At 69.4% G+C, this 12144-nt stretch carries 14 protein-coding genes and 2 tRNA genes; 3 read left to right on the top strand and 13 right to left on the bottom strand.

Annotation, left to right across the window (positions count from 1 at the left end; translation table 11 throughout):
* Window positions 1-145: 145 nt before the first annotated feature.
* Window positions 146-409, top strand: coding sequence for a cell division protein CrgA (gene crgA / locus ACFQS9_RS10800; protein ID WP_378404371.1), 264 nt, complete (start codon window positions 146-148; stop codon window positions 407-409).
* A 91-nt stretch (window positions 410-500) separates the two neighbouring features.
* Window positions 501-980, top strand: a complete 480-nt coding sequence (locus ACFQS9_RS10805; RefSeq protein ID WP_378404373.1) for a PH domain-containing protein — start codon at window positions 501-503, stop codon at window positions 978-980.
* Between the two features lie 12 nt (window positions 981-992).
* On the opposite strand, the gene ACFQS9_RS10810 is transcribed toward ACFQS9_RS10805, so the two are convergent.
* Both ACFQS9_RS10810 and ACFQS9_RS10815 read right to left on the bottom strand, forming a co-directional pair.
* Window positions 993-1913, bottom strand: coding sequence for a rhomboid family intramembrane serine protease (locus ACFQS9_RS10810; protein WP_378404375.1), 921 nt, complete (start codon window positions 1911-1913; stop codon window positions 993-995).
* A 13-nt stretch (window positions 1914-1926) separates the two neighbouring features.
* Entirely contained in the window at window positions 1927-2487 is a 561-nt protein-coding gene (locus ACFQS9_RS10815) for a peptidylprolyl isomerase (protein WP_378404377.1), read from the bottom strand.
* Window positions 2488-2503: 16 nt separating this feature from the next.
* Here ACFQS9_RS10815 and ACFQS9_RS10820 point away from each other — a divergent pair, with 16 nt between their 5' ends.
* Complete coding sequence (locus tag ACFQS9_RS10820; protein ID WP_378404379.1) at window positions 2504-2992, top strand: hypothetical protein; 489 nt, start codon at window positions 2504-2506, stop codon at window positions 2990-2992.
* Here ACFQS9_RS10820 and ACFQS9_RS10825 read toward each other — a convergent pair.
* The 11 genes from ACFQS9_RS10825 to ACFQS9_RS10875 all read right to left on the bottom strand — a co-directional run bounded on the left by ACFQS9_RS10825 (window position 2919) and on the right by ACFQS9_RS10875 (window position 12125).
* Window positions 2919-3728, bottom strand: coding sequence for a CPBP family intramembrane glutamic endopeptidase (locus tag ACFQS9_RS10825; protein WP_378404382.1), 810 nt, complete (start codon window positions 3726-3728; stop codon window positions 2919-2921). The two genes, ACFQS9_RS10820 and ACFQS9_RS10825, sit on opposite strands and share 74 nt — an antisense overlap.
* Window positions 3729-3809: 81 nt before the next feature.
* Window positions 3810-5108, bottom strand: a complete 1299-nt coding sequence (locus ACFQS9_RS10830; RefSeq protein WP_378404384.1) for a lipase family protein — start codon at window positions 5106-5108, stop codon at window positions 3810-3812.
* A gap of 246 nt (window positions 5109-5354) precedes the next feature.
* Window positions 5355-6011: a DUF8020 domain-containing protein gene (locus tag ACFQS9_RS10835; RefSeq protein WP_378404386.1), complete on the bottom strand. Its 657-nt coding sequence runs from the start codon at window positions 6009-6011 to the stop codon at window positions 5355-5357.
* A gap of 219 nt (window positions 6012-6230) precedes the next feature.
* Window positions 6231-6303: transfer RNA gene (locus ACFQS9_RS10840), tRNA-Ala, on the bottom strand.
* Window positions 6304-6310: 7 nt separating this feature from the next.
* The gene (locus tag ACFQS9_RS10845; protein WP_378404388.1) at window positions 6311-6421 is read right to left on the bottom strand and encodes a DLW-39 family protein; all 111 of its coding nucleotides are present in this window, start codon (window positions 6419-6421) and stop codon (window positions 6311-6313) included.
* A gap of 27 nt (window positions 6422-6448) precedes the next feature.
* Window positions 6449-6522: transfer RNA gene (locus ACFQS9_RS10850), tRNA-Ile, on the bottom strand.
* Window positions 6523-6633: 111 nt separating this feature from the next.
* Complete coding sequence (locus ACFQS9_RS10855; RefSeq protein WP_378404390.1) at window positions 6634-7971, bottom strand: DUF3566 domain-containing protein; 1338 nt, start codon at window positions 7969-7971, stop codon at window positions 6634-6636.
* The gene (gyrA, locus tag ACFQS9_RS10860) at window positions 7971-10484 is read right to left on the bottom strand and encodes a DNA gyrase subunit A (protein WP_378404392.1); all 2514 of its coding nucleotides are present in this window, start codon (window positions 10482-10484) and stop codon (window positions 7971-7973) included. The genes ACFQS9_RS10855 and gyrA overlap by 1 nt, the downstream gene beginning before the upstream one ends.
* A 274-nt stretch (window positions 10485-10758) precedes the next feature.
* Window positions 10759-11310, bottom strand: coding sequence for a GTP-binding protein (locus ACFQS9_RS10865; protein ID WP_378404394.1), 552 nt, complete (start codon window positions 11308-11310; stop codon window positions 10759-10761).
* Between the two features lie 16 nt (window positions 11311-11326).
* Window positions 11327-11701, bottom strand: coding sequence for a DUF742 domain-containing protein (locus ACFQS9_RS10870; protein ID WP_378404396.1), 375 nt, complete (start codon window positions 11699-11701; stop codon window positions 11327-11329).
* A gap of 13 nt (window positions 11702-11714) precedes the next feature.
* Window positions 11715-12125 (bottom strand): roadblock/LC7 domain-containing protein, encoded by a 411-nt coding sequence (locus ACFQS9_RS10875; protein ID WP_378404618.1) that lies wholly within the window; start codon window positions 12123-12125, stop codon window positions 11715-11717.
* Window positions 12126-12144 lie beyond the last annotated feature (19 nt).

Consider the following 12144-nt stretch of genomic DNA (forward strand, 5'->3'; position numbering starts at 1 on the left):
CCCGGGGTCGACCCAGCAGACCCTGCCCGGGCACCTCGGCGCTCGGCTAGCGTGTACCACCACCGGTAATCTCGAATCTACCTGGTGGGCGTCGACGCCGACGCCCACGCAATCGCACGATCCGCACTGAACCAACGAGGACGTCATGCCCAAGTCGAAGGTCCGCAAGAAGACCGACTACACGATCAACCCCGCGAACCGCACGCCCGTGAAGGTCAAGGCCGGACCGTCCAGCACCCTCTACGTGTCGGTGATGCTGGGCTTCATGCTGCTCGGGCTGGCGTGGCTGATCGTCTACTACCTGGCCGCGGACCAGATCACCTGGATGAACGACCTGGGGGCCTACAACTTCCTGGTCGGCTTCGGGTTCATGGTCGTCGGCCTCATCATGACCATGAGATGGCGCTGACCTGGGGACAACCCCATCCTGACCGCGTCAATTACATCGTTGTCATTCATCCCCAATGTGGATAAACCCTGTGGATAGCTGTGGAGAGCCTGTGCACAACCCCGAAAACCCTGTGCACAACCCCGAGCTTTCCTGGTCCACACCCACCGGGGCGCTGATCGCGACCGGGGTCGGCGGGGTGGCCATGCTCGTCGCCGCCGCGGCGGTGCCGTCGGATCCGGCGGGACGGGTGCTGATCGGCCTCGGCGCCCTCGGGCTGCTGGTGATCACCGCGCTGGGGCTCCGCCAGCGGCCCCGGCTCGCCGTGCTGGAGGGCGCGACGGGCATCGTTGTGCAGCGACTGAGCGGACGGCGCGAGTACCCGGTGACGGAGATGAACCGGGTCCGGATCGTGCGGTATCCGCGGCTGGGCCGCCGGGTGCCGATGCTCGAGATCGACGTGCGCCCGCCGGGCGCCGACGACGACACGTTGCTGATCTTCGGGCGCTGGGACCTGGGCACCGATCCCACCGATGTCTACGAGGCGCTCGCCGACCGCGGGCTGGTGCCGCCGGAGCGGCCGCGCCCGTAGCCGGCGAGGCGCCTACATCCCGAGTTCGGCCCGCAGCTGCGCCATCCGCAGCGCGATGACGCCCACCGAGACGACGGTGACGGCGGCGAGGCCGCCCCAGCCGAGGGTGCGTGCCCTCTGCCGCTCCGCGGGGGTGCCGAGGCTGCCCGGGGCGAACATCAGCGCCGCGGTGGCGGCGGCGCCCGCGACGAGCCCGCCGAGGTGCCCCCACAGGGAGATCCCCGGGATCGTCACGCTGATGATCACGTTGAGGGCGATGATCGCGAGCACCGGGCCGGGGCTGCGCTTGAGCCGCAGCAGGATCACCGCCTGCGCGCCCATCAGCCCGAACACCGCGCCCGAGGCACCCGCGGTGACCGCGTTCATCTGGAAGGCCATCACGGCGGCCGACCCGCCGAGTATCGAGATGAGGTACACCGCGATGTAGCGCGCGCGCCCGAGCACGATCTCGGTGTCGCGACCGATCACCCACAGCGCGAACATGTTGACCAGCAGGTGGATCGGACCGAAGTGCAGGAAGCCGGCCCCGAGGACGCGGATCAGGTCGCCGTCGGCGACCGCGGGCGGCCACAGCGCCCACGCGTTGAACAGACCGGACCCGCGGTGATTGTTCGCCACATTGCCGGACTGGAGCACCGTGATCGCGTAGATCAGGACATTGATGCCGATCAGGGCGTACGTGACGATCGGGGTCGGGAGGCCGGCCCGGATCGGCGCGCCGGCGACGGTGCGGGCCGACGGGGTGGTCTTGGCGTCGGCGGCGATGCAGTCGACGCAGTGCTGGCCGACGGCGGCCGGTCGCAGGCACTCGACGCACGCGGGACGTCCGCAGCGGGTGCAGGAGAGCGCGGTGGGCCGGTCGAGGTGCCGGACGCACCGCGGTTGGGGCGGCGTGCCGTCACCGGACACGCCACCCCAACCGGGGTTGGTCATCTCGCAGTGCCGATCAGGAGATGGTGATGCTGTTGATCACGACCGGCTCCAGCGGACGGTCGGTGCGGTCCACCGAGGTCGCGGAGATCGCGTCGACGACCTTCTTCGACTCGTCGTCCACGACCTCACCGAAGATGGTGTGCTTGCGGTTGAGGTGCGGGGTCTTGCCGGTGGTGATGAAGAACTGCGAGCCGTTGGTGCCCGGCCCTGCGTTCGCCATGGCCAGCAGGTAGGGCTTGTCGAACTGCAGCTCCGGGTGGAATTCGTCGCCGAACTGGTAGCCCGGGCCGCCACGGCCGGTCCCGGTCGGGTCGCCGCCCTGGATCATGAAGCCGTCGATGACCCGGTGGAAGACGGCACCGTCGTAGAACGGGCCGGAGTTGCCCCCCGCGGCGTTCTGGGTGCTGTACGCCTTGGAGCCGTCGGCGAGCCCGACGAAGTTCTCCACGGTCTTCGGCGCGTGGTTGCCGAACAGGGCGATCTTGATGTCGCCGCGGTTGGTGTGCAGCGTTGCGGTTGCGGTCTGATTCGGTGAAGTCACACCCCCATCGTGCCATTCCGTCGCAAGGAACATGTGCGACAGTGGACAGATGACCCGTGCGACGAAGTCCACCCCGGTTTCTGTCCCCGCCCCGGCTGACCAGGCGCCCACCCTCGAGGTCGTGCCCCCCGCACCCGAATCCTCCACGGTCAGCAGCGCATTGAGGCTCGCGCAGCTCGCGGCGCTCGGGTTCGCCAAGGGCACGGGCGGAGTCGCGAAAGGCACTGGCGTGGTCGCCAAGAGCACCGGGGCGTTGAGCCTCTACCTCGGCCGCCAGGGCTACGCCCTGGCCAGGAAGGCACTGTCCTCCCGGCCCAAGGCCGTCCCCGCCCTCGCGCTGGTGGACGAGCAGGCGGTCGCGGCGGTGGCCGCCGAGCAGGTCAAGGGCCGCGGCCGCGGGCGCGGCAGGCGGGCGCTGCTGGTCATCGGCCTCGGTGCGGCGGCCGCGGCGGGCGCCGTGTACGTCAAGCAGCGTCGACGCGAGGTGCCGCCGGTCGCGCCGGCACCGCCGAGCCTGCGGGACGTCGAGAACTCCTGAACACCGCTGTCGCCGCGGCACAGCCCGCCGCGGCGACGGCCATCGACGACCACAGCAGGGGCTCACGGCCCCCGGCGTCGCCGAACACCAGCAGGCCGAGGTTGACGGCCGCGTGGAACCCCGTGGCGATCAACAGGCTGCCCTTGCGTCCGTTGTCGAGGAGCACCGCCAGCAGAACGGACATCGCGATCGTCGCCGACAGGAAGGCAGTCGCGTACGCGGCGCCCGCCGTGAACACCTGGACGTGCCACGCCCCCCACACGGTTCCGACGAGCACGCCGGTGACCAGCACGGAATACCTCGTGCGCAGGTAGGGCTGCAGGAACCCCCGCCAGCCGAGTTCCTCCCCACATGCCCCGACGCACTGAGCGAGGACCAGCAGGCCCAGCTGCGCCCCGCCGGCCCGGACGGCCGAGAAGTCGGGGTCTGCGCCGAGGGACACGAGCACTGCCGCCGGCAGCGCCAGAATGACCAGAACCGAGCCGAGCGCGGCCACGAGGGCGGCCGGGTCGGGCCGCCACATGCCCAGTGCCAGCGGCGGACGCCATCTGCCCCGCCAGACCGCCAGGACCGCCGCCACCGCGATGGCCGGTGCAAACTGCACCAGTTCGAGCAGGTCCGCGTCGGGACCGGTCACCGTCTGGAGCGCCACGAGGACGCCGCCCGCGAGAAACACCACCAGCACGTAGATCGTCGTCGGCGCCCACCAGCGGGGCGGGGCTGCATCGGTCGTCATGCCTCGAGCATCGCGGCGCGCCGACGGCAGCACATCACCCCACGGTATCGGTGGCCCCTGCTACCGGAGGACCAGCAGGCGTCAGGACGAGCAGGTGCTCGGTGCCGGCCGATCGTGGAACCGGTCGACCATGTAGGTCAGCGCCTCGGGCAGCCCGAGGACGAGCGGCGCCCCGTGGTTGATCACGGAACCCGGCAGGACGCTCGGGATCGGGTTCTCGGTGAACTGCACCACCGCGCCGCGTCCGCACCACGCCCCCGCCAGCTCCCGCGCCTGGCCGAAGGGCACGACGTCGTCGTGGTTGCCGGACTGGATCAGGACCGGCCCCGACGGCGTCCGCTTTCCGATCCGCTGCCGCTCGAGCAGTTCCTTCGCCAGCGGAAGTCGGTCGAGCACCACGGACAGCGACTCGCCGCTGCGGGTGTAGCCGCTGGACTTCTGAAAGGCGAACCGGGCACCGGTCTCGACCACGCAGAGGTTCTGGGTCTCCGCCAGCATCGCCTTGCCCTTGTCGTTGAGCTCCGCGTCGATGAGGTCGCGGAACTCCGGGTACGCCTGCGCGAGCCCGTTGATCGCATAGCCGATGGCTCCGGTGAGGAAGGAGCCGTCGATCTGCGCGAGGGTCGCCGCGAGATCCGCGGGCGGGGCCCCGGCGTAGGTGCCCTTGACCTCGAGCTCCGGCGCATAGTCGGCGGCCAGTTCGGCCGCGGCGGCCGCGGCGCCACCTCCCTGCGAGTAGCCCCAGAACCCGACCGGGCCGTCCGCGGTGATCGAGGTGCCGGGCAGGTTCTTGGCCGCGCGGGCCGCGTCCAGCACCGCATGCGCCTCGGCCGCGCGGTTGACGTAGGTGTGCACGCCCGGCGTGCCGAGTCCGTCGTAGTCCGTGACCACGACGGCGATGCCCTGGAGCAGCAGGGCGTTGATCCCGAGCACCTCGTACTCGGTCATCAGCCCGATCGGCGCCTGATAGGCGATCACCTGGCCCAGCAGCTTCGACGGTGCACACTGGTCGCCCTGGCCGTGGGTTCCGATGGCCAGGCTGACCAGGGGCCTGGGTCCGGGACCGGCCCAGGGCTGCTGCGGGTCCAGGTAGGTACCGGTGACCGCGTTGGCGACACCGTTCGCGTCCGTGCTGCGGTACATGATGCGCCTGCCGTCGGCGGGGAACGCGCCGTCGGTGCCGGGCACCCGCAGCGCGAGTTCGGACGGTTCGCTGCGGATCACGTCGCCGGGAGCGTTCGCCGACAGCTCTGACGGCGGTGTGTAGAAGTCCGCGGGTGCGGCGGTCGCGACAGGCGCCGCGACAGCGGTGACGATCACCGACAGGGCGGCCGCCGCGACGGCACCCCGTCGCCAGCTTCTGCGCACACTCTTGACCACAATCGACTCCGCCCCTGCTCATCGGCTCCGACCGCGAAGCCGCACGCACGGTAACACATACTTACCGAGCGGCCGCCCGCCCGATTCGGTGCGGGACACACCCGACCATGCGGTCTCGAAACCGATTGCTGCACAGGTTTGTTCACAATTGCACAGGGCCCCGGCAGCGCTACACAGACAGACAGCCCGCGATCGGAAGCCGATCGCGGGCTGCGTGTGTGACGCTGGGTGATGTGCGGGCGCGCGTCAGGGCGCCGCCGGTGCCGGCAGCCCCGGCAGGGTCGGCATCGGACCGACGAATTGGAAGAAGGCTGCTCGCAACGGTTCGCCGCCGACCATGTCCAACCCGATCACGCCACCGATGAGCGAGCCGATGATCGATCCCGGGAAGCATCCGGCGAGCACGCCCACCACACAGCCGACGAGCAGGCCGATGATGCCACCGACGGTCTGACCCACGATCCCGCCCATCTGGGCCTTCTGGATCTCCCCCAGCAGGCGCTGCTGGTCCGCCGGGTTGTCCCAGGCGACCGGCTGCGCGAACGACGGAATGGTGTTCGGGGTCAAGGTCAGGGCCCGGCCGCCGTCACCGATCACGGGCGCGATCGAGTGGGTCTCACCGTTCACGCGGTATGCGAGGGGAATCGTGCCGATGGACGTCCCGTCGTCGCGGAGCACACTCACCCCACCACCGTCGCCGGAAACCCGGAACACGCCCGCGTCCAGCAACGTGACCACTGAATTCCCGCCGGGCGCGAGCCCCGTACTGTAGCCGACGCCCTGGTCCCTGCCCTGCAGATGAGCGCCGACCAATGCGGCCGGGTCGGCGTGCGCGGTGACCGCGCCGACGCCCATCGTCGCCGTCACGAACAGTGCAGTGGCGACAATCTTCCTGAGTTTCATGTCGACTCCCGGGTTCGGTTGCGATTCCCCCAGGCGAACAGTATCCGAGAGCATGTGATATCGAGCACATTTCGGTGAACTTGTCCCCGGCGGCGATCCAGTCGTGACCTTCGGCGCCCGGGCCGACCGCACCCCGCCCTACTACCCCGACAGCAAAACACCTCCCACCGAAAGTGGGAGGTGTTGAGGTGACGCCGTTTTCGGTTGTGATTTCCGCTGTGGAGCCTAGGAGATTCGAACTCCTGACATCTGCCTTGCAAAGGCAGCGCTCTACCAACTGAGCTAAGGCCCCGTCCGCGCTAGCGGCTGGTGACCTCGTGCCATACATCCTCGCTGCGGTGCTGCGACCGCAGCTTCGTCAGTCCGAAGAGCACGGTCACGACGGCTGCCGCGAGTAGCAGAACCTTCATGCTCGAACCCTTCGTCGGCACGGGGAGTGGGCCTAGGAGGACTTGAACCTCCGACCTCTTCCTTATCAGGGAAGCGCTCTAACCGCCTGAGCTATAGGCCCTTAACCACGGTCCGGGTGACGGCTGAACTTGTCTCCCAGAACCGAGGCATGAGATTACCCCACCGACCGGCCGCGACCAAAACCGGCCCGGTGGGAAACCAAAACCCCAGGTCAGTCGCGATCCGCGAGGGTCACTTCGACCCCGCCGACCAGGTCCGTGCAGAGGTTGTAGATGAACGATCCGATGGTGGCGAGGGCCGTGAAGAGCACCACGTTGATGGCACCGATCAGCGCGGAGTAGCCGAACACCTGACCGGCGCTGACGAGGCCCTCGTCGCCCGTCTCCGACACGATGTCGGTGAAGGCGTTGTTCAGGCGATCCCAGACACCCATGCCGTCGAGGACGACGTACAGGAACCCGACGGCGAACATCCACACGAAGAACAGCGCCACCGAGATCACCAGGGACACCTTGAGAGTCGACCAGGGGTCGACCTTGCGTACCTGGATGGTCGCGCGCAGCGGTTCACCGGCGACCACGTCGGACGGCACCGCCACGATCGCGGGCTGAGCACCCGACTTGGGGCCCGAGCCGGCCGCCGCGGACACGTCGCCGGGCAGCGGGTGCTTGACCGCGGACAGGTCCGGGAGGTCCTTCGCGAGATCGGAGCGGTCGATGTGCCGGGTCGGGCCGTCGATCACCGCGGTCTTGGCCTTCGCGGCCTCCTTGCGGGCCGCCTTCGCCGCATGCTCGCCTGCGGGGGTTCCCGCCGCGGGCTTGCCCGCCGCCGGAGTCCCAGCCGCGGGCTTACCCGCCGCGGTCCCGGCCGGTCGGGTGCCGGGGCCACCCGACGCCGAGGCCGGTCGGGTTGCCGGCGCGCCTGCGGGGGCGCCCGGACGCGTTCCCGGACCACCCGCGGGGCCGCCCGGGCGGGTACCGGCACCGGCCGGCGACGCCGGACGCGCACCCGGACCACCCGTGGGAGCGCCTGGACGGTTTCCGTTTCCGGGACCGGTGGCCGGGCCACCGTTCTGCTGGGACCGCTGGCCGGGCGCCTGAGTGGGTCGACCACCCTGAGGGGAGGCCGGAGCCGCACCGCCCTGCGGCGCAGCGCCCGCGGGCCGCGCGCCCTGCGCCGGGGCCGCGGGTGTGGTGCCGGACTGCGGAGCCTGCGCAGGCCGGGACGGTCCGGTCGGCTGCTGTCCCTGCGGCGACTGCCCCTGCGGTCGGGCAGACTGGCCCGCCCCCTGCGCGGGCGGGACCGGGCGGTCCTGACCGGCGGAAGGTGCGGTCGCCTGCTTCGCGGGGGCGGAGGGCTGGCCCGGTGCGGGCTTGGCCGCCTCGGGAGCATCGGGCTTGGCCGCCGCCGGGGGCGACGCCTGCGCGGCGGCAGGCTGCGCCGGTGACGGGGTCCCTGCCGCCCCCTCCGGCGTGCCGCCCTGTGCCTTGGCAGGCGGTCCCGCAGGTGACCCCTGCTGATCGCTGCTGGGCTGGTTGGGAGTACTCACTACGACTCCTTCGATCCGTCGCTCGCGGCGGCGTCGGACTCGTCAGGTTCGTCGGCGTTGCGCGCGATCGCGAGCAGGGTGTCGCCGTCCCCGAGATTCATCAACCGCACGCCCTTGGTCTGTCGGCCGGCCTTCCGCACCTGCTTGGCCGCGGTGCGGATCACTCCCCCGCCGGAGGTGATGGCGTAGAGCTCGTCGTCGTCGTCGACGATGAGCGCTCCGACCAGGGTGCCACGCCGCCTGTCGTACTGAATCGTCAGCACGCCCTTGCCGCCGCGGCCCTGGACCGGGTAGTCCTCCATCGCGGTGCGCTTCGAGTACCCACCCGAGGTCGCGACCAGGAGATAGGTGCCTTCCCGCACGACGTTCAGCGAGAGCAGCTCGTCGTCGCCGTTGAAACGCATGCCCTGCACACCGGAGGTGGCGCGGCCCATCGGCCGCAGCGCCTCGTCGGTGGCGGAGAACCGGATCGACTGACCCTGCGCCGACACCAGCAACAGATCGTCCTCCGAGGAGGCGAGCACGGCACCGACCAGCTCGTCCTCTCCGCGCAGGTTCACCGCGACGATGCCGCCGCTGCGGTTGGAATCGAAATCGGTCAGCTTCGACTTCTTGACCAGTCCGTTGCGGGTGGCGAGCACCAGGTAGGGCGCGTCCTCGTAGGTCTTGATCTGGATGATCTGGGCGATCCGCTCGTCCGGCTGGAAGGCCAGCAGGTTCGCCACGTGCTGGCCGCGCGCGGTGCGGCTGGCCTCGGGCAGCTCGTAGGCCTTGGCCCGGTACACCCGGCCCTTCGTGGTGAAGAACAGGATCCAGTCGTGGGTCGAGCTGACGAAGAAGTGCTTGACAATGTCGTCCTGCTTGAGCCCGGCGCCCTGGACACCCTTGCCGCCGCGCTTCTGCGAGCGGTAGAGGTCGGTCTTGGTGCGCTTGGCGTATCCGGTCTCGGTGATGGTGACCACCACATCCTCGCGGGCGATCAGGTCCTCGTCCGCGACGTCGCCGTCGGCCGCGATGATGCGCGTGCGCCGGTCGTCGCCGTACTTGTCGACGATCTCCTTGAGCTCGTCGCGCACGATCGCGCGCTGACGCTCCGGCTTGGCCAGGATGTCCTGGTAATCCGCGATCTCGCGCTCGATCTCGGCGAGCTCGTCGATGATCTTCTGACGCTCGAGGGCAGCCAGGCGACGCAGCTGCATGGCGAGGATAGCGTCGGCCTGGATCTCGTCGACGGTGAGCAGCTCGATCAGGCCGGCCCTGGCGATGTCCACGGTCTGCGACGCCCGGATGAGCGCGATGACCTCGTCGAGCGCGTCGAGCGCCTTGACCAGCCCGCGCAGGATGTGGGCCCGCTCCTCGGCCTTGCGCAGCAGGTACTTGGTGCGCCGGACGATCACTTCGAGCTGGTGCGTGGTGTAGAGACGGATCATCTGATCCAGTCGCAGGGTGCGGGGCACCCCGTCGACGATGGAGAGCATGTTGCAGCCGAAGCTGGTCTGCAGCTGGGTGTGCTTGTAGAGGTTGTTGAGCACCACCTTCGCCACGGCGTCACGCTTGACGGTGACGACGATGCGCATGCCGACGCGGTCGGAGGACTCGTCGTGGATGTCGGAGATGCCGGCGATCTTCGCGTCCCGCACCTGCTCGGCGATCGAGGTGATCAGGTTGTCCGGGTTCACCTGGTAGGGAAGCTCGGTGATCACGATGGTGGTGCGCCCCTTGGCGTCCTCCTCGATCTCCACCACGCCGCGCATCCGGACCGACCCGCGGCCGGTGTGGTAGGCGTCGGTGATGCCCTGGCCGCCGACGATCAGGCCCGCGGTCGGGAAGTCCGGTCCCTTGATCCGCTCCGTCACCGCCGCCAGGGTGGCTTCCTCGTCGGCCTCGTGGTTCTCCAGCGCCCAGTAGATGGCCTCCGCGACCTCACCCAGGTTGTGCGGCGGGATGTTGGTCGCCATGCCGACGGCGATGCCGCCGGAGCCATTGATCAACAGGTTGGGGATACGGCTGGGGAGAACCGTCGGCTCTTGCGTCTTGCCGTCGTAGTTCGGCGCGAAATCGACCGTGTCGTGGTCGATCTCGCGGAGCATCTCCATCGCCAGCGGCGTGAGCCGGCACTCGGTGTAACGCATCGCGGCCGCGCCGTCGTTGCCGCGGGAGCCGAAGTTGCCCTGGCCGTCGACGAGCGGGTAACGCAGCGACCACGGCTGGGCCATGCGGACCAGGGTGTCGTAGATCGAGGTGTCGCCGTGGGGGTGGTAGTTACCCATCGTGTCGGCGACCGGTCGCGCGGATTTCACGTAGCCGCGATCCGGGCGGTAGCCGTTGTCGTACATCGCATAGAGCACGCGGCGGTGCACGGGCTTGAGGCCGTCGCGCACGTCCGGCAGGGCGCGGCCCACGATGACGCTCATCGCGTAATCGATGTAGCTGCTCTGCATCTCTTGCTGAATGTCGACGGGCTCGATGCGGTCGTGCCCCGTCCCCTCAGGCGGCAACGTGGTGTCGGTCATGAGCTCCTCTTCTACTCGGCTTCGCGTCTCCTCGCGGACTGGCCGCCTCGCAGGATGTCGCGCAACCACCCGAGTCTATAGGTGCAGGTCAGCTAGACCCGGCATCAACCGCGGATTGTCGGTGGATACGCCGGGCAACACGGCGCGCGGAGCCCCCATTCGCAGGTCGATCCGTCGATGGTGAGGTCACCCACGACCAGAACCGGCCCCCCGTCGTCAACGGGGGGCCGGGCCGGGTGCCGGCATCGTGGCACCACCGAGCGGGTGGGACGTCTTACGCGACCGGCTGACCCAGCCGGCGCAGGGCGTATTCCGTGACTGCGACCAGTCCACTCTTGGCCGACTCCCGATCGCGGGCGTCGATGGACATGATCGGCACATCGGGAGACACCGCCAGCGCCTGCCGGATGTCCTCGAGGTGGTACCGGGGCGCGTCGTCGAACTCGTTGATCGCCACCAGGAACGGCAGCTTGCGGGCCTCGAAGAAGTCGACGGCGGCGAAGCTCTCGTCGAGCCGGCGGGTGTCGATCAACACGATCGCGCCGATGGCGCCGCGGATCAGGTCGTCCCACATGAACCAGAAGCGGTGCTGTCCGGGCGTCCCGAACAGGTACAGGACCAGGTCGTCGGCCAGGCTGATCCGACCGAAGTCCATGGCGACGGTGGTGGTGGCCTTCTGCGGGATCCCGGCGAGATCGTCGACGCCGTCGGAGGCGTTGGTGACCAGTGCCTCGGTCCGGAGCGGCACGATCTCGGAGACGGCCCCGACCAGGGTTGTCTTGCCCACGCCGAATCCACCGGCGATCACGATCTTTGTCGAGGTCACCCGATTCTGCTGGGCACTAGATTTGGCGAAGTCCACCGAGGACCCTTTCGATGAGTTCCCGACGCTCGCTGTCGCTCGCGTCTGCTTGAAGAGTGGCGAGGATTCGCAGGTGGCCGGCTTCGACAAGGTCTGCCACCAGCACGCGCGCGACCCCGATGGGGACGCCGACCCGCGCGGCGATCTCCGCGAGCGAGGGTGACTGTGCGCACAGTGCGACGATGGTGGCCTCGATGTCGCCCAGGTCCCAGTTCCGGTTCTCCGGATCGGGAAGGACCTGGATCAGCGCCTCGAGCGCCAGCTCCACCGCTGGTTTCGTGCGCCCCGATGTGAGGGAGTACGGCCGGACCAGGCTGGGCCCGGTCTCCGTGTCTGCGTTGTGCTGCTCGTCCATGGCCACCTCGGAATCAGGTCCCGATCACGGCTCGCGGCGTCGCCTGCACAGAGGCGCCGACGCGGTCGACCAGGAGTGCCATCTCGTATCCGACCTGGCCGATGTCGCAACCCGACGAGGTGAGCGCGGCGAGATGGGAGCCGTCACCGACGCTCATCAACAGCAGGTACCCGTGCTGCATCTCGACGACGGACTGGAGAACACCGCCGCCCTCGAAGAGTCGGGAGACGCCGGCCGACAGGCTCGCCAGCCCGGAAGTGACCGCCGCCAGCTGCTCGGCGCGGTCCACCGGCAGGTGCGCACTTCCGGCCATGAGCAGGCCGTCCGCCGACACCAGCACGGCATGCGAGACGCCCGGAACCTCACGCGCGAAGTTCGAAACCAACCAGTCGAGCGAGTAGCCGCCCGCGGACCCCTGATCCATGTTGAGCGCGGATCCCTGA

This window comes from Rhodococcus daqingensis (assembly GCF_042665615.1).
Lineage (GTDB): Bacteria > Actinomycetota > Actinomycetes > Mycobacteriales > Mycobacteriaceae > Rhodococcus_G > Rhodococcus_G daqingensis.

Excerpts from the sequence above, each read along its gene's own strand:
- ACFQS9_RS10810 (WP_378404375.1), bottom strand. The coding sequence starts at position 1,913 with ATGACCAACCCCGGTTGGGGTGGCGTGTCCGGTGACGGCACGCCGCCC.
- ACFQS9_RS10820 (WP_378404379.1), top strand. The coding sequence starts at position 2,504 with ATGACCCGTGCGACGAAGTCCACCCCGGTTTCTGTCCCCGCCCCGGCT.
- crgA (WP_378404371.1), top strand. The coding sequence starts at position 146 with ATGCCCAAGTCGAAGGTCCGCAAGAAGACCGACTACACGATCAACCCC.
- ACFQS9_RS10845 (WP_378404388.1), bottom strand. The coding sequence starts at position 6,421 with ATGAAGGTTCTGCTACTCGCGGCAGCCGTCGTGACCGTGCTCTTCGGA.
- ACFQS9_RS10825 (WP_378404382.1), bottom strand. The coding sequence starts at position 3,728 with ATGACGACCGATGCAGCCCCGCCCCGCTGGTGGGCGCCGACGACGATC.
- ACFQS9_RS10835 (WP_378404386.1), bottom strand. The coding sequence starts at position 6,011 with ATGAAACTCAGGAAGATTGTCGCCACTGCACTGTTCGTGACGGCGACG.
- ACFQS9_RS10875 (WP_378404618.1), bottom strand. The coding sequence starts at position 12,125 with ATGGATCAGGGGTCCGCGGGCGGCTACTCGCTCGACTGGTTGGTTTCG.
- gyrA (WP_378404392.1), bottom strand. The coding sequence starts at position 10,484 with ATGACCGACACCACGTTGCCGCCTGAGGGGACGGGGCACGACCGCATC.
- ACFQS9_RS10870 (WP_378404396.1), bottom strand. The coding sequence starts at position 11,701 with ATGGACGAGCAGCACAACGCAGACACGGAGACCGGGCCCAGCCTGGTC.
- ACFQS9_RS10815 (WP_378404377.1), bottom strand. The coding sequence starts at position 2,487 with ATGTTCCTTGCGACGGAATGGCACGATGGGGGTGTGACTTCACCGAAT.